This window comes from Comamonas odontotermitis (assembly GCF_040396735.1).
GTDB lineage: Bacteria > Pseudomonadota > Gammaproteobacteria > Burkholderiales > Burkholderiaceae_C > Comamonas > Comamonas odontotermitis_C.
In genome coordinates this window covers 1-22249 of record NZ_JBEBNZ010000033.1, presented here as the reverse complement: position 1 = coordinate 22249, position 22249 = coordinate 1, and the positions used below count along the sequence as shown (strand labels likewise).

Sequence of the window (22249 nt, the reverse complement as noted above, 5' to 3'; positions counted from 1 at the left end):
CGCCGCTCACTGCCCCAGATCGATGCGGTAGACCGCGCGCTGCGTGCCCGTACCGTCGTCTGCCTTTTCCACACTGATATTAGCCAGGCCCGCCGCCTGCGCCACCGGCAGGGCGTTGGCCGCCGAGGTGAACAGCACCTTGCCGGCAGTCGGCGTCTTGGCAAAGCGCCAGCTCTGCGCCGCGCCGTTGGCCGCGCGCGTGATCTGCGGGTGCGCCTTGACATAGGCAATCACCACATCGCGGTTCGCATCGGGCGATGCGTAGATGGTGGAGCGGCCATCGAGCTCCGGCAGAAAGCCCTTGCCGCTGGTGGCGCGGTAATTGTTGGTGGCAATCACAAACTCCTGCGCGGTGTTGATCGGCTGGCCCTTGTACTGCAGGCCGACAATGCGGCTGCCCACCGGCTGGGTCACGTCGATCTGGTACTGCACGTCAGCCGTGGTGAACATGTCGAAGTTGTAGCCCGGAAAGCTGCTGATCAGCCACTGGTCTGCAGTGGCTGCCGGATCGATGCGGTTGAAGCGCTGGGCCGCCGCTTCCAGCCAGCTCTTGACCTGCGCTCCCGTCACCTTCACCGCATACACGGTGTTGGGATACAGGTACAGATCGGCGGCGCTGGAGATGGCCAGCGGCCCGGCGGCCACGTCGGTGTAGTCCGCACCGCCCTGGAAACCCGATTTGAACGGCGCGCTCACCGACAGCACCGGCAGCTGCGCATACTGCGGCAGATTGGCTGCCACATAGCGCTGCACATAGTCCTGCTGCGCCTGGTTGACGATCTGGATCGCCCCCGGATCGCCCACATCGGCAAACTGCGTGCCCATGCGGAAGTCGGTCTGGCCCACCGGCGTCTTCACATATCGGATGGCAGCCTGGTGCTGGCCCTCCACCACCGGCGCGATGCTGCCATCGACTGCCACATAGGTGGCCTTGCCTGCTGCATCCTTGCCGGTTGCCGTGTTGCGCAGCTCCGACTTGCTCTTGGTCTTGTCCACGCTCCAGGCCTTGCCATCCCAGCGCAGCGACAGTGCCACCACACCCAGGGCCTTGCCCCAGGAGCTGGCCATTACCGCAGGCACGCCGTTGATGGTGCCCGCCTTGTTGTCCACACCCGCCATGCTGAAGGCAGGCTTGTCCGCCGTATCAGGGAACACGCTGTGCTGGTGGCCCATCACCATCGCGTCGATGCCCGCCACCTTGCTCAGGTACAGGCCGGGGTTTTCCATGTCGGCGCGGTATTCCGAGGCATCCAACCCGCCGTGCAGCAGCGCCACCACGATGTCTGCGCCCTTGCTGCGCAGCTCGGGCACGTATTTCTGCGCCGCCTCGACGGCGCCGGTCACCCGCACCTTGCCTTCCAGATGGCGTTTGTCCCAGCCCATGATGCCGGGCGTGGTAAAGCCGATCACGCCGATCTTGATCGGCAGCCTGGTGGCCTTTCCGTCACTGTCTACGCCGGTGATTTCGCGGTTCAGCACCACATATGGCGCCACCAGCGGTGCATTGGTCTGGGTGCTGATGACATTGGCCAGCGCCATCGGGAAGCCCGCGCCCGCGCATTTCTTGCTCGCGTCCACGCCGTCCACCTTCAGGCCGCCGCCCAACACCTGGTTGAGGAACGGCAGGCCGTAGTTGAATTCGTGGTTGCCGAGCGTGCCCGCATCGAACTGCAGCACACCCATGGCCTTGTACATGGACAGTTGCTGCTCGCAGGCAATCGGCGCCACCTGCGCCTCATAGTCGGCCAGCGCCGTGCCCTGGATGGTGTCGCCGTTGTCTACCAGCAAGGTATTGGCAAACTCGCTGCGTGCCTTGCGGATCAGGGTGGCGGTGCGTTCAAAGCCGTACGAGGGATCGTCCGCCAGCTTGAAGTAGTCGTAGCTGCGAATGTTGAAGTGCAGATCGGTGGTTTCCAGCACGGTCAGTGTTGCAGTGGCCGATTTGTCACCACCCGATCCGCCGCCACAGGCGGTGAGCATGGCCGCAGCGGCCAGTGCTGCCAGAACGGCCAGGGCCTGGCGAGAGCGGGGCGCAGCCTGCGGGCGGCCAGCGCCAAAAGAGGAGAGTCGCATCATTGCTATGGTTGAAAGTAAGCGATGCGCGCATCATCCGCAGCAGCGATGACGGGGGTGTTACAAGCCGCCATGCAAGATGCAACAAAGCCTTGCAGGCATGGCGCCGGGAAGGCTTTGTGCGTTGAAACAGCAGGCGGTCAGCCTACATGCTTGGCAAAGAACGCCTGCGTACGGGCCCGCGCTGCCGCCGACGCTGCCGCGTCGTAGGAGCCGCGCTGGTCGCAGTTGAAGCCATGGTCGGCAGCATAGACATACACCTCCACCTCGGGGTGCGCGGTCTTGAAGGCCTCGACCGATTCGAGTGAAATCCAGTGGTCCTTGTCGCCAAAGTGGGCCATCACCGGGCAGTTGGGCTTGCGTGCCATTTCGGCAGCCGTCGTCATGCCGCCGCCGTAGTACGGCACGGCAGCGGCCAGGCCGTTCAGCTCGCAGGCCGCGCGCCAGGCCAGCAGGCCGCCCCAGCAGAAGCCGGTGATACCCACCTTGCCACCGGTGCGGCGGGCACCTTCATCAATGGCGGCCTGCAGGTCCAGCAGCACGCCAGGGGGCGGCAACTGCTCGGCTGCCGCCTTCAGCGCAGAGCCCGCCTGCATGTCGGCATCGGTATAGCCCAGTTCCACGCCCGCCTTGACGCGCGTAAAGGTAGCCGGGGCAATCGCCAGGTAGCCGCTTTGCGCCACCCGGTCTGCCACCGAGCGGATGTGTGAGTTGACGCCGAAGATTTCCTGCACCACCACGATGGCACCACGCGGCTTGCCCGCCGGCTCGGCAATGTAGGCCGGAAACACCTGGCCGTCGGCAGACTTCAGATCCACAAAATTACCCATAGCGATCACTCCTTGCTAAACAGATTCCAGATTCGGGGGACAGTGTTCTTTCCGATTATGGCGCCGTGCACGGCACGGCCGGTGCCCGGCGCGTCACCATGGAAAGCCAGGCCGCCGCAAGAACCACGGCCAGCCCACCATACACCACCGCCATGCCCAGCGCCGAGTGCGGATTCACCAGATGGATGCCCAGCAACGAGAAGAGCGATGTCAGCAAGAAGGCAAGCCCCCCTGCCAGCCCGCCCGAGAGCGCAGCGCTCTGCGGGAACATGGACAGCACATTGGCAAAGTGGATATTGAACACCAGCCCCGCCGCCACGTGGATGCAAAAGGCGACGGCAGCCATCACCTCCAGCGAAGGCCACGAGGCCGGCAACCACGCCGTAAGCGCCAGGAGTGCAATGAAGCAGGCCATGGCCACCACCGCCGCCTGGTGCTTGGCCGCCAGCGAACGGGCCATGGCGGCGCGCGCAATCAGGCCTCCGCCCATCCAGGCCAGCCCCATCAGCAGCGCCAGCGCACCGGTGGTGGTAGGGGGACGGTGGTACACCGTCTCGACGATGAAGGGCGAAGCCATGCTCCAGCCCATCACCATGGCGTAGGCCGCGCTCACGCACAGCACGCCGCGCGCAAATGCGCGGTGCCGCACGATCTCCCAGGCCCGCGCAGCCACTTCGCGCGGACGGATCGGTTGCGGCTTGGCCAGCGTCTCGCCGCCGCCCAGGCATTCCAGCACCAGCGCCAGCACCGAAAACGCCGCCAGCACGACGAAATTGGCGCGCCAGCCCCAGTGCGTCTGCACAAAGCCGCCGATGAAGGGCGCGCAGATGGGGCCGAGCGACCACACCACGGTCATCCAGGTGAGATACCGCTGCAGCGCAGCCCCACGGAACACATCCACAAAGAAGGTGCGCTTGCTCACCACGGCCACGGCGCCCAGCACGCCCTGCAGCAGGCGTAGCGCGCAGATGAGCCAGATATCGTCGCTGGCGGCAATGGCCGCGCTCGACAGCGCAAACAATGCCAGCGCCACCAGCATGGGCCGCCAGCGGCCAAAGCGGTCGAGCAGCACGCCCACCACCAGTTGCCCCAGCCCGTAGCCAGCGATGAACAAGGTCAGCGTGAGCTGGATCTGCGCTGCCGTGCCGCCCAGGCTCTGGGCCATGGCCGGCATGGAGGGCAGGTAGATGTCGGTGCCGATGCCCGAGAGCGGGATCAGCAAAAAGGCCAGGAAAACGCCAAACGAGGCGTTGTCAGCAGTGATTCTTCGCATGGAGGTCTGCGCCAGAAATGAACAGGGCGCCAGTGTGTTGTGTTTTTTAGACTGGTACAAGATTCTGCGTAGCCTAGGCTTGGAAGGCCTATACTGCACTGCACCAATCCCGCTAAGGTACTGCCCCATGACCTTGCCTGCACCGCCTCTGCCCCATGCCCCGCCTGCTGTTGCGGCCTCTGCCCAGCCGCAGGAGCTGGGCCGCTTTCTGCGCGCGCGCCGCGAAAGCCTGTCTGCCACGGGAATGGGGCTGGCCCGTTATGGTCGTGTGCGCACACCCGGCCTTCGGCGTGAGGAAGTGGCACAGCTCGCCGGCATCGGCGTGACCTGGTACACCAAGCTGGAACAGGGCCGCGAGGTCCAGCCTTCGCGCCAGGCCATCGAGTCCATCGCCCGGGCGCTGCAGTGCAACGACGACGAGGTGCGCCACCTGCTGGTGCTGGCGGGCATCAAACTCGACCAGCCCCCGCTCTCCGCTGCCGACGAGCCGGGCTGCCTGCACATGCAACTGCTCGACAAGCTGTTGCCCTACCCGGCCCAGATGCAGAGCGCCGCCTTTGACCTGCTCGCAGCCAACACCGCCTACGAGCGCCTGATGGGCATCTCGCTGCAGAGCCTGCCCGCACTGCAGCGCAACTGCCTGCACATGAGCCTGTTCGATGCGCGCTGGCAGCGCGTGGTGCGCCATGAGCCGCAAACCATCGAGCGCATGGTCGCCATGTTCCGGGCCGCATCCACCCAGCAAAGCGGCGACCGCGCCATTGCCGAGCGGCTGGACTACTTTCTCACCCACTCGCCCGCCTTCCGCAATGCCTGGGAGCGTTACCAGGTGCGCAGCCCCGAGAACCAGGAAAAGACCTTCGACCACCCCGTACTCGGCCTCATTCACCTGCGCCAGACCTACTGGTGGTCTGCACCGCGCAGCGGCATGCGCATGGTGGTCTACCTGCCCGTGGGGGAAGCCGATGCACAGGCACTGGACCAGCTGGCCCTGCTGCCCGCGCCTTGAACCGGCCTCGCCGTGCTGTGCTGTTTTGAGCAAACCCTAATAAGATAAGGTCTCCAACCACACCCGGCCTCCTCAGCCCCCTCGCCCACCATGACTTCCATCGCACTCATCACCGGAGCCAGCCGTGGCATCGGTGCCGCCACCGCCCTGCTCGCTGCCCGCCAGGGCTGGGATGTCGCCGTGAATTACAGCGCCAATGAAGGCGCCGCCCGCGAGGTGGTGCAGGCCGTGCAGGCCCTGGGCCGCCGTGCCATTGCCGTGCAGGCCGATGTGGCCGACGAAGTGCAGGTGCTGGCCATGTTCGCACGTGTCGATGCCGAACTGGGGCGCATCACCGCCCTGGTGAACAACGCGGGCGTGGTGGACCGTGCCCAGCGCCTGCAGGACATGAACCTGGCGCGCTGGCGCCGCATGTTCGACATCAACGTGATCGGCAGCTTCCTCTGCGCCCGCGAAGCCGTGCGCCGCATGAGCACGGCAGAAGGCGGCGCGGGCGGCAGCATCGTCAACGTCTCCAGCAGAGCCGCCTGCCTGGGTTCTGCCAACCAGTACGTGGACTATGCCGCCGCCAAGGCTGCCATCGACACCATGACCCTGGGCCTGGCACACGAAGTGGCCAGCCAGGGCATCCGCGTCAACGCCGTGCGGCCCGGCCTGATCGAAACCGATATCCACGCCAGTGGTGGCCAGCCCGACCGCATTGCGCGCCTGGCACCCGGCGTGCCCATGGGCCGGGGTGGAACGGCCGAGGAGGTGGCCGAAGCCATCTGCTGGCTGATGTCGGACAAAAGCAGCTACTCGACCGGCGCGATCATCGACGTATCGGGTGGGCGCTAGGCCATGCACTCCGCTCCCCACGTGCTGCTGCTGGAAGACGACCCGGCCATTGCCCGCACCGTGTGCTATGCACTGGAGCGCGATGGTATCCGCTGCACGCACAGCCTCCTGATTGCCGACGCACGCCAGCAATGGGCCAGCCAGCGGTTCAACGCACTGCTGTTGGATGTAGGCCTGCCCGACGGCAATGGTCTGGACTGGTGCCGCCAACTGCGGGCCAGCGGATCGACCGCGCCCATGCTGGTGCTGAGCGCCCGCGGCGAAGAAATGGACCGTGTGCTGGGCCTGGAGCTGGGCGCCGACGACTACCTGACCAAACCCTTCAGCCCGCGCGAACTGGTGGCGCGCACCCGTGCGCTGCTGCGCCGTTCGCAGGAGTTTTTCAAGCAAAATCCAGCCTTACCGCCCACTGAGCAAGCACCGATAGCTCCTGTTTTCATAGTGGATGAAGCAGGCCAGAGCATTCGCCTGCAAGGCGCCTTGCTGGATTTGACGCGGCGCGAGTACCAGTTGCTCTGCACCTTGCTCGCCGCCACAGGCCGCATTCTGAGCCGCGACCATCTGCTCAATGCCGTGTGGGGCATCGACAGCGACAGCTCCGACCGCACGGTGGATACCCATATCAAGACCCTGCGCGCCAAGCTGCGCGCTGCAGCGCCTGACAGCGACTTCATCACCACCCACCGCGGCATGGGCTACAGCCTGCGCCTGCCCGGTGCAGCCGCAAGGGGCTGAGCCATGCGCCTGGGGCTGCGGCTGCTGTTCGCCTTCTTCCTGATCAATGGCCTGGCGGCCTTCTTCGTGCTGCGCGTGTTCATGGTCGAGATCAAACCCAGCGTGCGCAAGGTGACCGAAGACACGCTGGTGGAAACCGCCTACCTGCTGGCAGCGTTTGCCAGCGATGACATGGCCAACGGAAGCCTTGCCGCATCGCCCTCCACCAGTCGCTTCGCCCAGCATGTGCAGGCAGTGGCAGAGCAGCCGGTGCAGATCTGGATCTGGGACGCGCGCAAGGCAGCGCTGGACCTGCGCGTGACCGTCACCAATGCGCAGGGCCGCGTGCTGTTCGACTCGGCAGGCCAGGACGTGGGGGCCGACTATTCACGCTGGCGCAACATATCGCGCACCTTGCGCGGCGAGTATGGCGCCCGCACCACGCGCGATGTGGCCGAAGACGACGCCACCAGCGTGATGTATGTCTCTGCCCCCATCGTGGCAGGCGGGCAGGTGGTGGGCGTGCTGACCGTCTCGAAGGCGGCGCGTGCCGTGCAGAACATCATCGACAGCAGCGAGCAGAAAATGCTGCGCGGCGGTGTGCTCTTTCTGCTGCTCTCGGCTGGCGTGGGTTTCGCCATTACCTGGTGGCTGGTGGCGCAGGTGCGCAAGCTGCGCAGCTATGCACAGCACGTGCAGGGCCCTACCCTGCACGAAAGCGATGGCAGCCAGCCCGCGCCTGCCGCGCCGCCGGTACCCGAGGTGCCGGGCGAGCTGGGCGATCTGGCCCTCGCCATGGACTCGATGCGCAGGCGCCTGGAAGGGCGGGACTACATCGAAGGCTATGTGCGCGCGCTCACCCATGAACTCAAAAGCCCGGTCGCCGCCATTCGCGGGGCTGGCGAGCTGCTGCAGGACGAGCTGCCTTCTGCCGACCGCCAGCTGTTTGCCCAGCAGGTGATGGACCAGAGCCAGCGCCTGCAGAACCTGGTGGACCAGCTGATGCAGCTGACCCAACTGGAGCAGCGCCCGCCACTGGCCGCCCTGCGCCCGACCACCAGCCTGCGCGGCTGCGCCGAGCTGGCGCTGGGCCAGTTGCAGGCCACGGCCGCGCAGAAAGGCATTCATCTGGCGCTGCAGGGCAACGACAGCGCAGGCGCCTGGGATGCGCAGCTGGTGCAGCTGGCCATCAGCAATCTGGTCGCCAATGCGCTGGATTTTTCGCCCAACGGCAGCCAGGTGGTGGTGCAACTGGCGCCACACCGCATCACGGTGCAGGACAGCGGCCCCGGCGTGCCCGATGGACTGATGCACAAACTGGGCGAACGCTTCTTCACCACACCCAGGCCCAATGGCGAGCGCAGCGGCACGGGGCTGGGCCTGTCGATCGTGCTTCGCATCATGCAGCTGCACGGCGGCCAGCTGCACTTTGCCAATACGCACCCGGGCCTGCGCGCAAGCCTGGATTTTCCGGTGTCGCATTGAGCGCCCGGCAGGCTTTCTGCCTGCCCCGCCGGATGTACACACTTCACACTGCCTTCACACACTTCATGCCAGCCACACCAGGCGCTTGAACACTGCACACACCTGAATCCAACAACGAGGTGTGCATGAAGAACAGACTGGTACAAAAGGCCATCACCCTGGCCATCACCGTGGCCGTGCTGATGGTGGGGCTGATGCTGATCAGCGACGTGGTGCGCGACCGCATCTACAACCGCGACCGCGCTGTGCAGAGCGTGGTCAACAGCACGGCCGGATCGCAGACCGTCTTCGGGCCGGTGCTGGTGCAGCAATGCACGCGCGAAGCCATCGCCAAGGACAGCGAAGGCCGCGCAGAAACCCGGCTCGTGAGCTTTCAGCGCTACGCGCTGCCCGACAGCCTCCAGCACAGCGCCAGCGCGCAGATGCAGCCGCGCACACGCGGGCTCTACCAGGTCAACACCTTTGTGCTGGCCGACCAGCTCACCGCCCGCTTTGCCCCTGGCAACCAGCTGCAGGGCAAGCCCGAAGCCAGCAATGTGCGCCACTGCGACGCACCGCGCCTGATGCTGCCGGTGAGCGACCCGCGCGGCATCCGCACCGCCAGCCTGCGCATCAACAACCAGGAAGTCGCGCTGGAACCCGGCACTGGCCATCCTACGTACACACGCGGCCTGCAATCGAAGCCCCTTGCCGCAGCGGCAGACGCCAACGCCCCCATGGATGTGAAGCTGGCGCTGGAGCTGGTGGGCACCGAGCGCGTGGGCTTTGTGCCACTGGGCGGCACCAACCAGATCAGCATGCAGGCCAACTGGCCGCACCCCTCGTTTGGCGGCAACTTCCTGCCGTCGCGCCGCGACATCACGGATGCGAGTTTTGACGCCACCTGGAACATCTCGGCCCTTGCCTCATCTGCCCGCCAGGGCTTTCTCTCCGGCAAACCCCTGTGCTCGCCCGCCGACCCGGACGCCGGATTCGAGCAGGAAAGCAGCCAGTGCCTGGAGCAGTTCGGCACGCATTTCATCGACCCCGTGAACCCTTACACCTTGAGCGACCGCGCCACCAAATATGGCCTGCTCTTCGTTGTGCTGACCTTTGTGGCCGTGGGCATGTTCGAGGTGCTGAAAAAGCTGCGCGTACACCCGGTGCAGTACCTGCTGGTGGGCTCGGCGCTGTGCAGCTTCTTCCTGCTGCTGATCAGCCTGTCGGAACACCTGGGCTTTGAGAAGGCCTACGCCATTGGTGCTGCGGCCTGTGTGCTGCTGCTGGGTTACTACGCCAGTCACATCCTGGGCAGCGTACGGCGCGGCCTGCCGTTTGCCGCGCTGATTGCCGTGATGTATGGCCTGCTGTTCGTGCTGCTGCAACTGGAGCAGACCGCGCTGGTCGTCGGCTCGCTGGCCCTGTTTGCCGTGCTCACCATCGTGATGGTCGCAACCCGCAAGGTTGACTGGTATGCCTTTGGCAAGGGCGATGACAGTGCGCCTGTCCCGCCCGCCCCCATGGCCCCTGCTCAGCCATGGCCTCTGCCCAAGGAGCCTGCATGAGCCGCGCCACCGCCCACCACGAACAGGAGACACCCGTGAAACCTGACACCATCACCCGCCAGCGCCAGCAGTGGCGCCAGGCCACGCAGCAACTGACCCGCCAGCAATTGCGCGAACTGCGCCACAGCTGGCTCGAACGCGGCGAAGGCCTGCCCCTGCCCGCCAATGCACGGCGCCTGCAGTGGCTGCGGCTGCGCTGCTCCCTGCTGCTGCGCGAACGCAGGTTCTGAGTCGTGTTTTCAGGGCCGGTTCATACCCAAAGAGCAGGCCCTGCGTCAATCCTGGCGCGCGGCTCCGCTGCTGCGGTCGGCAGCGCGCTGGCGTGCCTGGGGCGACAGCGCGTTCATGCATTGCAGATTGGCATCGCCGAGCAGGCTGTCGCACTTGCGGATGGCGGTGTCCAGATCGGCCTCGCGCTGGCGCTCTGCCTCACTCTTGGGCGGCGCGCCTACCGAAGCCTGCAGTGCCGCCTGCTGGTGTGCAGCCTGCTCGCCCGCCACGCGCTTGCCCTTGGCCTTGTCGCTGCAGGATTTGAGCGCGGCCTTGGATTCCTTGTCGCTGCCGGTGTGCTGTTTCTTGCACTGGTCCATGGCCAAGGCGTAGGCCAGATCGACCTCGGCCATGCTGGCCTTGAAGCTGTTGTTGGCGCTGGGGTGCCAGCGCAGTTCCAGCGTGGCCAGGTCGATTTTCTCCCGCCCGTCGGCCTGCATGCGGCAGCGGCTCTGCGCGCCGCCATCCACCGTCTTGCAGTGGGCCAATGCCTTGCTGTGGCGCTCGGCAACCACATCCTTGGCCGCTGCATAGGCTTCGCGCGACATGCGCTGCTCGGCAGCATGCACCAACCCCATGCTACATGCAGCACCCAAGGCGACTGCCAGCAACCGGTTGCGCGCGGCGTCGTGCACAGCGATGGACATGGAAGGCACTCAGCGACCCTGCTGGCGCAGCCAGGCGTCCAACTGCCGGGCCGCCTCGGTGACGGCCGTGGCAAGCGCAGCGGTACCGCCAGCAGCGTCGGCAGAAGCCGCAGGCTGGCTCAGGCTGAACACCTGCTGGCCCAGCCATTTTTCGCCGCGTGGCGTGACTTCGGTCAAGGTGGCACGCATGCGCAGCACGCCCCGGCTGCTGGTGCTGGAATCAAACACCTGGCTGAACTCCTCCACCTCCAGCCGCAGCATGGCTGGGAGCGCTGGCAGTTGCAGGGCCTGGGTGGCGCCGTCATCGTCGAGCAGCACGGCGCGCTGCTGGGCCAGGGTATCGCGCACCCGCTGCTGGATCAGTTGCTCGGCAGGCGCCGTCCAGCGGGCCTGGGTGTAGGGCCTCAGTTCACGGTCATTGGCATAGGCCAGTCGGTACAGAATGGAGGCGCTTGCCTCCGGCATGCCCGAAGCCCGAACCTTGGCCAATACCAACGGCGCCTGGGCAGAAGTCTTTGGCGCCGCAGCGCCTGCCGTCTGCGGTGCCTGCAGTCCAAAATCATAGCGGGCTACGGGGGCCGGTTTCTGGGGCAACGCCGAGCAGCCTGCGAGCAGCGCCAGTACGCTAACGGCCATCAGCGCGCGCCGTGCATGGCCCATCAGTGCATGCGGATTCAGTGTGGACATGGTGGACTCAGCCTTTCTATCGCGATGCACCTGCGGCAGCGGGCGCGACAAAGCCCTGTTCGCCCGGGCCTGGCAAGGCGTTGGACGTGCCATAGATCAATGATTGCGGATTGTTCTTGAACGCATCGGCGGTATCGCCCATGCGGCGCGCAGCCGAGCCCACATCGCTCATGGTGCGACCCAGATTGGGCAGGGTGCCACGGTTGAAGTTGTCTGCCGCATTGGTGACCTGGTCGACCGCCGTCGCCATCTGGCCCACCACGCCGTCTTTCGACGACAGGCCCGACACAGCTTTGCTCACATCGCGCGAGGTCTTGTCGATGCCCGCCAGCGTCTTGCGCGCATCCTGCGCGACTGCGGGCAGCGAAGCCAGTGCCGGGTCGAGCCTGGTATCCACCGTCACCTGCAATCGCTTGCTCAATGCATCCAGGCTCTGCGCGGCCTGGCCCATGCTCTGCACCGACGCCATCAGCGCCCGCTGGTTGTCGGTGCTGAGCAGGTCGTTCACCTTGCGGGTGGCATCTTCCACCTGCTGCATGATGATCGGGCCCTGCTCGGCAATCTGGCCAAAGGGCGATGGACGCATCGGCAGGCGCGGCAGGCCGTCCGGCCCGGCTGGCAGTGGCGTCGTGTTCATGTTGTCATCATCGAGCTGGATGTGCGCGAGGCCCGTGACGCCCTGGAAACCGAGCATGGCATAGGTGGTCTGCGTGACCGGAGCTTCGGCGTTGACGGCAATCACGATCAGCACATTGCCGTTCTTCTCGGGATCGAATTCAATCGAGCGCACCTTGCCGACCGGCACCCCCTTGTAGCGCACCGGCGCCTGCAGCTGCAGGCCGCTCACGCTCTCGGCCGTTGCCAGCTCGTACTTGGTATAGGTGGTGTTGTCCCTGCCGAGCCACAGGCTGATGCCGATGACCAGGGCCGTGAGCACCACCACAAACAAGCCCGCCGCCAATGCATGCGATTTGTTTTCCATAGCTACTCCTTTGCTCCAGCGAGCGCTCCTCCAGGGGCCGCCGCGCTGACCGGCGCCAACGCGCGCCGCCCCCGCTCACCCAGGAAGAAATGTTCGATAAACGGATGCGGGAAATGCACCACCTCTTGCGGTGCTCCCGTCACGATCACTTTTTTCTCGGCCAGCACCGCCACACGGGTGGACAGGGCAAACAGCGTGTCCAGATCGTGCGTGACCATCACCACCGTCAGGCCCAGCGCTCCGTGCAGGTCCTTGAGCAGATCGCAGAACTCGTCGGAGCTGTTCGGGTCCAGCCCTGCCGTGGGCTCGTCGAGCAGCAGCAAGGGCGGGTCCATGATGAGCGAGCGCGCCAGTGCCACGCGCTTGATCATGCCGCCCGACAGGTCGGAGGGCATGCGGGTGGCATGTTCGGGCTTGAGGCCCACCATCTGCAGCTTGACCATGGCCGCATCGCGCACCACGGACTTGGGCATCGTGCCCTGCTCGTTCAATGGAAAGGCGATGTTCTCCAGCACATTGAAGGCCGAGAACAGCGCGCCTTGCTGAAACAGCATGCCGATGCGCGAGGCTGCGCCCTGGCGGCTGAGCTCATCCACGGGCTTGCCCTCAATCAACACCTCGCCCTTGGCGGGGTGCAGCAGGCCGAGAATCTGCCGCAGCAGCACGGATTTGCCCGTTCCCGAGCCGCCCACCAGGGTCAGGATTTCACCACGGCGCACATCCAGGTCCAGATCCTGATGGATGGCGAATGCATGGTCCCCGCGGCCGAACACCGTCCACAGCTTGCGGATCTGCACCACCGGCTGGTCAGCGGCTTGGGCGTTTGTTGTACTGGGGGCTGTCACTGCCATGGCTAGAACCCGACGTTGCGGAATGCAATCGCAAAGATGGCATCCAGCACGATGACCGCCGTGATCGAGATCACGACCGAAGAAGTGGTACCGCGCCCCAGGCTCTGCGTATTGGGCTCCACCTGCAGCCCGAAGTGACACGCAATCAGCGCAATGGCCACGCCGAAAGTGACCGATTTGGCCAGCGCGAGAAACAGGTTGGCAATATCCACGGCGCCGGGCATGGCCTGCACGAAATAGGCGGGTGATACGCCCATGGCAGCGTCGGCTGCCAGCATGCCGCCGACCAGCGCGCACATGGTGGTCCAGATCGCCACCAACGGCATGGCCGTGGCTAGTGCCAGCGCACGCGGCATCACCAGGCGAAAACCGTGCGAAATACCCATCACCTGCATGGCGTCCAGTTCTTCGTTAACCCGCATCACGCCAATCTGCGCCGTAATGGCCGAACCCGAGCGGCCCGCCACCAGAATGGCCCCCAGAAGCGGCCCCAGCTCGCGCACCAGAGAGATACCGAGGATGTTGACGATGAAGGCATCGGCGCCGAACTGGCGCAGTTGCAACGACATCAGGTAGGCCAGCACCACGCCAATCAGAAATCCCACCAGTGCCGTGATCGGCAAGGCCGTGGCTCCGACCGAGTACAGGTTGCCGGAAAAATCGCGCCATGGCCCGCGCGCCGGGTTGCGCAGCAGGCGCAGCACATCGATGAGCAACTGGCCCACCATCTCGATCATGGCCCGCGCATGGGCCAGAAAGCCCAGCAGCACCATGCCCAGTTGAATCAGCCAGCCCCACCAGTTGACCTGCTTTTCGGGCGGACAGGCGATCGTGAGCGAGGCCACGCGCTCCATCATCTGGCGCTGCATGTCCGTCATGCGCAATTGCTGCGGTCGCTGCTGGCGCCAGTGGTCCCACAGCAGTTGGGCGCCCACATGGTCCAGCCAGTCTGCAGCAGTCAGATCCCAGGCCTGGCCCTCGCCGGGCGGGTGCCTGCGCAACTGCTCGCGCACGGATTTCCAGATGCTCCGGTCCCCCAGCTCTGCTGCACCCCAGCGACCGCGCAACTGTGCCCAGCGCTGACCGCCATCGTTGGCTTCGGTGATGTGAGGAGAGGAATCCGCCATGAATGGAAAAAGCGAGCTGGTTCTTGTTGCGTGCGCAATACGAATACGGATTACGCACTATAGCCTGAGTGTCACCCAGGCGCATGCAGTGCCTACACGGCCGGCACGGTGGCGTTGAACACAGCGGCGCGGCCTCCATCGGTTGATTCCCTGTTGGCAACGCGGCACACTGTTTGCACACTGCAGGCTGTTTTTACCAGATATGGGCAGCATTCGCGGCCCGAGTCACCAAACCCCCAAAAGCATGACGACACCCGGAGACAACACTTCCTTCGACTATATCGTGATCGGCGCAGGTACGGCGGGCGCGCTGCTGTGCAACCGCCTCTCGGCCAATCCGCGCAACCGCGTGCTGTTGATCGAAGCGGGCAGGCGCGACGACTACCATTGGATCCACATCCCCGTGGGCTATCTGTACTGCATTGGCAACCCGCGCACCGACTGGCTCTACAAGACCGAGCCGGAACCCGGCCTCAACGGCCGCAGCCTGCTGTACCCGCGCGGCAAGACCCTGGGCGGCTGCTCCAGCATCAACGGCATGATCTACATGCGCGGCCAATCGCGCGATTACGACCATTGGGCCGAGCTGACCGGCGACGCCCGGTGGCGCTGGAATGAAACCCTGGGCTACTTCAAGCGCCATGAAGACCATTGGCGGCTGGACCACGAAGGCGATGCCAGCCCCAGCTTTGCGCAACTGCACGGCAACCGCCGCACCGGCAGCAGCGGTGAGTGGCGCGTCGAGAAGCAGCGCCTGCGCTGGGGCATTCTGGACGCCTTTGCCCAGGCTGCGCAGCAAGCTGGCATCCCCGCCACCGATGACTTCAACCGAGGCACCAACGAAGGCGTTGGCTACTTCGAAGTCAACCAGAAAGCCGGCTGGCGCTGGAACACGGCCAAGGCCTTTTTGCGCCCCACCTGCTACGGCCGCCCCAATGTCGAGATCTGGAACAACGCCCACGTCAGCCGCCTGCTACTCGAGCGCCAGGCAGACGGGCAACTGGCCTGCACCGGCGCCGAAGTCTGGACCGGAGCCGAGATGGTGACGGCACGCGCCAGCAAGGAAGTCATCCTGAGCGCCGGCGCCGTCAACTCGCCGCAGATTCTGCAGCTCTCGGGCATCGGCCCGGGCGAGCTGCTCCAGCAACATGGCATCGGCGTGCAGCACGATCTGCCGGGTGTGGGCGCCAACCTGCAGGACCACCTGCAGATCCGCGCCGTGTTCAAGATTGATGGCGCGCCCACGCTCAACATGATGGCAGGCAGCCTGTGGGGCAAGGCCAAGATCGGGCTGGAGTACCTGGCCAAGCGCAGCGGCCCGATGAGCATGGCTCCCTCGCAACTGGGCGCCTTTACCCGCAGCAGCGCAGACCACACCTATCCCAATATCCAGTACCACGTGCAGCCGCTGTCGCTCGATGCCTTTGGCGACCCGCTCCACACCTTTCCTGCCTTCACCGCCAGCGTGTGCAATCTCAACCCCACCAGCCGGGGCACGGTGCAGATCAAGAACGCCGATTTCAGAGCCGCGCCCGCCATTGCGCCGCATTACCTGTCGACCGAAGAAGACCGCAAGGTGGCGGCCGACAGCCTGCGCATCACCCGCACCATCGCGGCCCAGCCCGCGCTGGCCAAATACCGGCCCGTGGAATGGAAGCCCGGCGCGCAATACCAAAGCGATGAAGAGCTTGCCCGCCTTGCAGGCGACATTGCCACCACCATCTTCCACCCGGTGGGCACCACCAAGATGGGGGCCGACAGCGACCCCATGGCCGTACTCGACAGCGAATTGCGGGTGCGCGGCGTGCGCGGGCTGCGGGTGGTGGACGCCGGTGCCATGCCCACCATCACCAGCGGCAACACCAACTCCCCCACGCTCATGATTGCCGAACGCGCGGCGGAATGGATCCTGGCCAGCCACCGGCCGTGACCAAGCCGCCTGTGAGTGGCCCTGCACATGCACCACTGTAAGACAGGCCGCCGCCCCAAATGAGGCGGCGGCCGACTTTACATCCTTGCGGCGCCAGTGGGGGTAAATCCTGATGCACCATGGCGGTGCGATCCCCTATAGTAGAGGCACTCGAGGCACTCAAACAGTGCTCTGCGAGAGGACCGAGGAGACATCTCGATAACTCGAATATCTTATAAAGCATCACAAAAAGAGATGCCCCTTCCAAAGCGCCTACGGGCGCTTTTTTGTTTTTCCCCCGCCGTCTCCACCCCGCAACACTGTTCTGTATGCGGCAGCGCATTTACCCGCTGTGATCCGGTGCGCGCTGCCCTGTTGCAGTGCGACAATCCCCGCCATGGAATGGATTTTTGTCACCCTGGCGTCGATGTTCGCGGGGTTTGTGGATGCAGTGGTGGGGGGCGGTGGCCTCATTTTGGTGCCTGCGCTCTTTGGCGCATTTCCTGCCGCACCGCCGGCAACCCTGCTGGGCACCAACAAAAGTGCCAGCGTCTGGGGCACCTTGATTGCAGCACGCCAGTTCAGCCGGCGCGTGGACATGCGCTGGGCCGCCATCGCGCCCGCAGCAATTGCCGGCTTTGCGGCGTCGCTGCTCGGGGCGTGGACGGTCACCGTGGTCGATCCGAGCATGCTGCGAAAGGCCCTGCCACTGATTCTGGTGGCCGTGCTGGCCTACACCTTGTACAAAAAGCAGCTGGGGCAGACGCATGAGCCGCGCTACAGTGGCCGCGCCGAGGCCTGGGTGGCCTGCGCAATCGGCATCTGCATCGGCTTTTATGACGGGTTCTTCGGCCCCGGCGCAGGCAGTTTCTTCGTCTTTCTGTTCGTGCGCTGGCTGGGCTACGACTTCCTGAACGCCTCGGCCAGCGCCAAGATCCTGAATCTGGCCACCAATATCGCGGCGCTGATCCTCTTTACCGCCAAAGGCCATGTGTGGTGGCACTTTGCGATTCCGCTGGCCGTTGCCAACGTGGTGGGCAGCATGCTGGGCACCTGGATGGCGCTGAAAAAAGGCTCTGGCTTTGTTCGCGGCATGTTCATTGTGGTCGTCAGCGCCCTCATCCTGAAGACCGGCTACGACGCCTTTGTGCGCTGAGCGCCCTGCAATCGCGCTGCTGGCCTGCTGTCAGCCTGTGCCGTTACGATGGCAGCATTGCAGCTACCGGAGCGGCCATGCGTCCACCCCTCTCTCACCGACACTCCCTGCTCCGCCTGCTGGCGCTGGTCTGGCTGGCAGCCGCCCTGCTGGCGGGATGCTCGCAGGAGCCCAAGCAGCGCGCCGCCTTCATCAGCTTCCTGCAGACCCGCATCCTGGATCGCCCTGGCGCCACGATTCCGCTCCTGGGCAAGGAAGACAGAGAGCAGCTGGGCGAAGACTACGCCAGCCAGTACGCCGTGATCCAGACCTTCCACGAAGCGCTCAACGACTCGGTCAGCAAACCTGCGCGTGCGCTGCTGAGCAAAGGCAGCTTTCATTCCGTGGGCGACATCATGAAACGCCGCGAAGACATCAAAACCATGCAGGACGGCGTGCAGCAATTGCGCAAGGCCTTGGACGAAAATCTGGCCAGGGCCGATGCGGCGCACGCAGCCATGAAGCAACCCGAAGACCTCAAGGCCGTGTTCGACAAGGCCTACGCCAAGACCGTGACCGTACCTGCCAATGCATTCAAGGACACGTTCCCCGCCATCGATGCCATGTTCGGCAGCGTCGGCAAGGTGGTGACTTACCTCGACGCCCACCGCGACCAGATCAAGGTCTCCGGCGCCATGCTGGAAGTGAGCGACCCCAAGCTGCAGGCAGAACTGCAAGCCCTGCTCAATGACCTGAACAGCAAGGGCCAGGCCGTCAATGCGGCGCAGGACGCGTTGCTCAAGGCCGTCAACCGCAGCTGACGGGCAGGTGCAAGCCCGTCTAGACCCAAAGGCTGGCAGCGCACAATTAGTATGCGCCATCAGCTATTGTTTTGATAGTGAATAGTACGCCGCTTCAGCGTAGCGTTTCGGCCTGCGGCTGAATGCTCACTTCTTCCACGCGGCGCGGCGTGCCGATCGGTGCTGTGGCCTGCCCGCGCTGCATGGCGGCCATGTCGGCATCGCTGGGGTAATCGCCCAGCAGCCAGTAATCGATGATCCGGCGAGCAATGGGCGCTGCACTGCCTGCGCCAAAACCGGCGTTCTCGACAATCACGCCCACGGCAATCTTGGGGTTGTCCGCCGGGGCAAATGCCACATACAGCGCATGGTCGCGCTGGCGCTCGGCCAGCTTGGCTGCGTTGTATTTCTCTTTCTGGCCGATGGTGATGGCCTGCGCCGTACCGGTCTTGCCGCCAGCGCTGTAGCGCGCGCTGCCAAACGATCCACGCCCCGTGCCGCCCGTAACCACCGACACCATGCCCCGCTTGACGGCATCGACATTGCTCTGCTTGTAGCCCAGGTTGACCGGCTCGGGTTGCTCGATCGGGTGGCGCGTATTGGTCACCGGGTCGATCAGGGCCCGGCCCACATGCGGCACGCGGCTGTTGCCATTGTCTACCAGGGTGGCCAGCGCGTGCGTCAGCTGCAGGATGGTGAAGTTGTTGTAACCCTGGCCGATGCCCAGCGAAATGGTCTCGCCCGCAAACCACTTCTTCTGTTCGGGGCGCTTGTAGGTTTCGCGCTTCCACGCGGTGCTGGGCAGCACGCCGCGCACCTCGCCGGGCAGGTCGATGCCGGTGATCTGGCCAAACCCCAGCGGCTTCATGAAATCATGGATCGCGTCCACCCCCATTTCATTGGCCAGAGTGTAGAAATACACGTTGCTGGAGTGCTGGATGGCGCGGTTCAGGTCCACCGGCCCCAGGGCATGGCCCGAGCGGAAGGTATGGCCGCCAAAAGTCCAGCTGCCGCCGTCCTGGATGATGGTGGAAGGCGTGCGCCTGCCCGTTTCCAGACCGGCCAGCCCCATGAAGGGCTTGTAGGTGGAACCGGTGGGGTAGGTACCGCGCAGTGCGCGGTTGAGCAGGGGCCGGTCAATGGATTCGTTCAGCGCCTTCCAGCTTTCCTGGTCGATGCCTTCCACGAACAGGTTCGGGTCGTAGGTCGGCTTGCTCACCATGGCCAGCAGCTCGCCGGAGCGCGGGTCGATGGCAACCGCCACGCCACGGCGCTCGCCATACAGGTCTTCCACCATCTTCTGCAGCTTGATGTCGACGGACAACACCACGCTCTCGCCCGGTGTGGCCGGTGCGCTGCCCAGCTTGCGCACGGCGTGGCCGCCGGCCGATGTCTCCATGCGCTCCACGCCGGTCTGGCCGTGCAATTCCTTCTCGTAGCTCGCTTCCACGCCGGTCTTGCCAATGTATTCGGTGCCGCGGTAGTTGGCAGCATCTTCCGAATCGTCGATGCGCTCCTTCTCGCGCTGGTTGATGCGGCCGATGTAGCCGATGATGTGCGCGCCCACCTCACCCATCGGGTAGTTGCGGAACAGGCGCGCCTTCACATCCACGCCCGGGAAGCGGTAGCGCTGGGCGGTGAACTTGGCCACCTCCTGGTCCGTCAGGCGCGAGCGGATCGGCAGCGAATCGAAATTGCGCGAATCCTCGCGCAGGCGCTTGAAGCGGCGCCGATCGCGCGGCGTGATGTCGATGATCTCGGACAGCGCATCGATGGTCTCGTCGATGTCTGCCACCTTGTAGGGCGTGATCTCCAGCGTGTAGGCCGAGTAGTTGGTGGCCAGCAGCACGCCATTGCGGTCGTAGATCTGTCCGCGGTTGGGCACGATGGGCACCACCGCCGTGCGGTTGCTCTCGGCCTGGGCCAGCAGGTCATCGTGGCGCTCCACCTGCAGTACATACAGGCGCGTGACGAGGAGCGAAAAGCACAGCAGCACCACCAGGCCGATCACCACCACCCGCAGCTTGAACTGGCTGAGGTCGCGTTCAGAATTGTGGATTTCGGTCATCGTGCAGGGGCTGCGCTATGCGGCACTAGAGCGGCCGGTTTTCGTCATCGCCGGGTGGCTGGCGCTGGGGCAGCAGCAGCAGCCAGCTCACCACCGGCCACAACAGCACACACCACAGGCCCGGCGTGATGAAGCCCCACCCCGGAAAACCGCCACGCAGCAGCATGCGCATCAGCATCTGCACCACATCGGCCGCCATGAAAAGGGGCAGCACCTGCACCGCCTGCGCCAGCACGCTCAGCCAGGTAATGCGTCGGCGCAGCATGGCCACGCCATACATCACGGCCGAATAGACCATCGCATGCTGGCCCAGCAGCGACGACTGGTGCACATCCATGCACAGGCCCAGCACAAACGCCCAGGCCATGCCCACCTTGCGCGGCTCGTGCACACCCCAGAACACCAGCACCAGCAGCAGCACATCGGGCATCCATATGCCGCGGCCCAGCGGCAGCAGGTTGATCATCAGCGCCAGCAGAATGGAAAGCGCAATGAACCAGGGGTTGACGGGAAGCAGCAGCGGCTGCCCACGCGGCATGATCATCGCGGCGCTCCTGGCTGGTGATGGTGACGGTGCTTCATCCGCGCTTGCCCTTTCGCGGGGTGGAGGACGGGCCTTCCTGCTTCTTCACATCCGGCGCGGGGCGCGGCGGCAGTGCGTCTTCGGGCAGCGGGTCGATCACCATCACGAACTGCGTGCCATACATCTGCGCCAGCGGCTCGCAGTACACGCGCGAGAACGGCGAATCGGCACGGCGCTCGATCTTGATGATGCGCGCAATCGGCAGGCCTGGCGGGTACACGCCGTCCACGCCACTGGTGGTGAGCAGGTCGCCTTCCTGGATATCGGCATTGCTTGGCATGAAGCGCAGCTCGATGCCGCCGCCGTAGGCCGTGGTCGGATCGCCATAGGCGACGGCGCGCGCGCCGGTGCGTGGGTTGAGCACGGGGATCGCCTGGTCGCGGTCGGTCAGCAGGGTCACTTCGGCCGACATCGGAAACACCCGCGTCACCTGGCCCAGCACGCCCATCTCGTCCATCACCGGCGAGCCGCGCTGGATGTTGGCCAGCTCGCCCTTGTCGATCACCACGCGGCGGGTATAGGCATCGGCGGTTTCATACACCACCTGCGCAGCCGTCCCCTTGGTGCTCAGGCGCGGCAACAGGTTCAGCAGTTGGCGCAAGCGTTGGTTTTCATGGTCCAGCGTCTCCACCAGAGTGGCGCGCTGGGCCATCTGCACCGATTTCTTCTCGGCGTCGGCAGCCGTTGTCTGCGCGGTGTGCAGGTCTTCAAAGTAGGTGGCGCCCTGGTGCACCAGTTGCACTGGCTGCAGCATCACCCACTGCAGCGGGTAGAGCACCGTGGCCACCGCCTTGCGCAGCGGCTCGGTCAGCTTGAAGCGCACGTCCGCCACCATCAGGAAAACGGCCAGCGCCACGCACAAGGCCAGGCGCACATTGGGGCTGGGGCCTTGTGGGCGGAACGTCGGTACGCCGCTATCGAAGGAGTTGCTGGACATGCTGAAACCGGATCAAAAAGCGCCCGCCATCGGCCCAGACGCCAATGGCGAGCATGCAGCTTGCTATGCTAAACATAGTAGCTGGCGCTCGCCATTATTACGCAAACCGGTATGTGGACGTATTTATCGCCGCCGGGCCGCCTCCGGGCACTGATCGTTCCCCAGGCGGGAAGCGGCCATGCGCGGTGGGCAAGCATGGGGCACTGTTATTCGCTGGTGAAGATGGTGACGCCCTTGCGGTCCAGTGTTTCGAGTGCCATGCCGCAACCACGCACCACGCAGGTGAGCGGTTCTTCGGCCACCAGCACGGGCAGGCCGGTTTCCTCGGCCAGCAGGCGGTCCAGGTCACGCAGCAGCGCGCCGCCGCCGGTCAGCATCATGCCGCGCTCGGCAATGTCGGCGCCCAACTCGGGCGGGGTCTGCTCCAGCGCGTTCTTCACCGCGGAGACGATCTGGTTGAGCGGCTCGGTCAGGGCTTCCAGCACTTC

The 22249-nt window shown here is 65.1% G+C and carries 21 protein-coding genes; 9 read left to right on the top strand and 12 right to left on the bottom strand.

Going from position 1 to position 22249, the window contains the following annotated elements:
• Positions 1-6 precede the first annotated feature (6 nt).
• The 3 genes from ACH2DG_RS18840 to ACH2DG_RS18830 all read right to left on the bottom strand — a co-directional run bounded on the left by ACH2DG_RS18840 (position 7) and on the right by ACH2DG_RS18830 (position 4176).
• Positions 7-2073 (bottom strand): bifunctional 2',3'-cyclic-nucleotide 2'-phosphodiesterase/3'-nucleotidase, encoded by a 2067-nt coding sequence (locus ACH2DG_RS18840; RefSeq protein ID WP_395027996.1) that lies wholly within the window; start codon positions 2071-2073, stop codon positions 7-9.
• 140 nt (positions 2074-2213) lie between these two features.
• A complete protein-coding gene (locus ACH2DG_RS18835; protein ID WP_395027995.1) occupies positions 2214-2903 on the bottom strand; it encodes a dienelactone hydrolase family protein in 690 nt (229 codons plus the stop codon).
• Positions 2904-2958: 55 nt separating this feature from the next.
• A complete protein-coding gene (locus ACH2DG_RS18830) occupies positions 2959-4176 on the bottom strand; it encodes an MFS transporter (protein WP_395027994.1) in 1218 nt (405 codons plus the stop codon).
• A gap of 127 nt (positions 4177-4303) precedes the next feature.
• Between ACH2DG_RS18830 and ACH2DG_RS18825 the strand changes: the two genes are divergently transcribed.
• The 6 genes from ACH2DG_RS18825 to ACH2DG_RS18800 all read left to right on the top strand — a co-directional run bounded on the left by ACH2DG_RS18825 (position 4304) and on the right by ACH2DG_RS18800 (position 9995).
• Complete coding sequence (locus ACH2DG_RS18825) at positions 4304-5185, top strand: helix-turn-helix transcriptional regulator (protein WP_395027993.1); 882 nt, start codon at positions 4304-4306, stop codon at positions 5183-5185.
• Between the two features lie 90 nt (positions 5186-5275).
• Positions 5276-6022: an SDR family oxidoreductase gene (locus tag ACH2DG_RS18820; RefSeq protein ID WP_395027992.1), complete on the top strand. Its 747-nt coding sequence runs from the start codon at positions 5276-5278 to the stop codon at positions 6020-6022.
• Between the two features lie 3 nt (positions 6023-6025).
• Positions 6026-6757: a winged helix-turn-helix domain-containing protein gene (locus ACH2DG_RS18815; RefSeq protein WP_395027991.1), complete on the top strand. Its 732-nt coding sequence runs from the start codon at positions 6026-6028 to the stop codon at positions 6755-6757.
• Positions 6758-6760: 3 nt separating this feature from the next.
• Positions 6761-8221 carry a two-component system sensor histidine kinase CreC gene (gene creC, locus ACH2DG_RS18810; RefSeq protein WP_395027989.1) on the top strand — a complete coding sequence of 487 codons (1461 nt, stop codon included), beginning with the start codon at positions 6761-6763 and terminating at the stop codon, positions 8219-8221.
• A 125-nt stretch (positions 8222-8346) separates the two neighbouring features.
• The gene (gene creD, locus ACH2DG_RS18805) at positions 8347-9765 is read left to right on the top strand and encodes a cell envelope integrity protein CreD (RefSeq protein ID WP_395027987.1); all 1419 of its coding nucleotides are present in this window, start codon (positions 8347-8349) and stop codon (positions 9763-9765) included.
• A gap of 35 nt (positions 9766-9800) precedes the next feature.
• Positions 9801-9995, top strand: coding sequence for a hypothetical protein (locus tag ACH2DG_RS18800; RefSeq protein ID WP_395027986.1), 195 nt, complete (start codon positions 9801-9803; stop codon positions 9993-9995).
• A gap of 45 nt (positions 9996-10040) precedes the next feature.
• Here the strand turns inward: ACH2DG_RS18800 and ACH2DG_RS18795 are convergent, their stop codons facing one another.
• Genes ACH2DG_RS18795 through ACH2DG_RS18775 form a run of 5 tightly spaced genes read right to left on the bottom strand, consistent with a single transcriptional unit; the run spans position 10041 to position 14329 of the window.
• Positions 10041-10682, bottom strand: coding sequence for a hypothetical protein (locus ACH2DG_RS18795; protein WP_395027984.1), 642 nt, complete (start codon positions 10680-10682; stop codon positions 10041-10043).
• A gap of 9 nt (positions 10683-10691) precedes the next feature.
• Entirely contained in the window at positions 10692-11369 is a 678-nt protein-coding gene (locus tag ACH2DG_RS18790; protein ID WP_395027983.1) for an ABC-type transport auxiliary lipoprotein family protein, read from the bottom strand.
• Between the two features lie 16 nt (positions 11370-11385).
• Positions 11386-12351, bottom strand: coding sequence for an MlaD family protein (locus ACH2DG_RS18785; RefSeq protein ID WP_395027981.1), 966 nt, complete (start codon positions 12349-12351; stop codon positions 11386-11388).
• 2 nt (positions 12352-12353) lie between these two features.
• Positions 12354-13202: an ABC transporter ATP-binding protein gene (locus ACH2DG_RS18780; protein WP_395027979.1), complete on the bottom strand. Its 849-nt coding sequence runs from the start codon at positions 13200-13202 to the stop codon at positions 12354-12356.
• Between the two features lie 2 nt (positions 13203-13204).
• Entirely contained in the window at positions 13205-14329 is a 1125-nt protein-coding gene (locus ACH2DG_RS18775) for an MlaE family ABC transporter permease (protein ID WP_395027977.1), read from the bottom strand.
• 244 nt (positions 14330-14573) lie between these two features.
• On the opposite strand from ACH2DG_RS18775, the gene ACH2DG_RS18770 reads away from it, so the two are divergent.
• The 3 genes from ACH2DG_RS18770 to ACH2DG_RS18760 all read left to right on the top strand — a co-directional run bounded on the left by ACH2DG_RS18770 (position 14574) and on the right by ACH2DG_RS18760 (position 18194).
• Positions 14574-16259 (top strand): GMC family oxidoreductase, encoded by a 1686-nt coding sequence (locus tag ACH2DG_RS18770; RefSeq protein WP_395027976.1) that lies wholly within the window; start codon positions 14574-14576, stop codon positions 16257-16259.
• Positions 16260-16635: 376 nt separating this feature from the next.
• The gene (locus ACH2DG_RS18765; protein ID WP_395027974.1) at positions 16636-17394 is read left to right on the top strand and encodes a TSUP family transporter; all 759 of its coding nucleotides are present in this window, start codon (positions 16636-16638) and stop codon (positions 17392-17394) included.
• Between the two features lie 77 nt (positions 17395-17471).
• Positions 17472-18194 carry a DUF3053 family protein gene (locus ACH2DG_RS18760; protein ID WP_395027973.1) on the top strand — a complete coding sequence of 241 codons (723 nt, stop codon included), beginning with the start codon at positions 17472-17474 and terminating at the stop codon, positions 18192-18194.
• 94 nt (positions 18195-18288) lie between these two features.
• Here ACH2DG_RS18760 and mrdA read toward each other — a convergent pair whose 3' ends face one another.
• From mrdA to ACH2DG_RS18740, 4 genes are all read right to left on the bottom strand, one after another.
• Entirely contained in the window at positions 18289-20241 is a 1953-nt protein-coding gene (mrdA, locus tag ACH2DG_RS18755) for a penicillin-binding protein 2 (protein ID WP_395027972.1), read from the bottom strand.
• Between the two features lie 25 nt (positions 20242-20266).
• Complete coding sequence (mreD, locus tag ACH2DG_RS18750; RefSeq protein WP_395027971.1) at positions 20267-20785, bottom strand: rod shape-determining protein MreD; 519 nt, start codon at positions 20783-20785, stop codon at positions 20267-20269.
• 34 nt (positions 20786-20819) lie between these two features.
• The gene (gene mreC / locus ACH2DG_RS18745) at positions 20820-21761 is read right to left on the bottom strand and encodes a rod shape-determining protein MreC (RefSeq protein WP_395027970.1); all 942 of its coding nucleotides are present in this window, start codon (positions 21759-21761) and stop codon (positions 20820-20822) included.
• Between the two features lie 206 nt (positions 21762-21967).
• On the bottom strand, positions 21968-22249 hold a 282-nt coding region (locus ACH2DG_RS18740; protein ID WP_395027969.1), incomplete at its 5' end, for a rod shape-determining protein.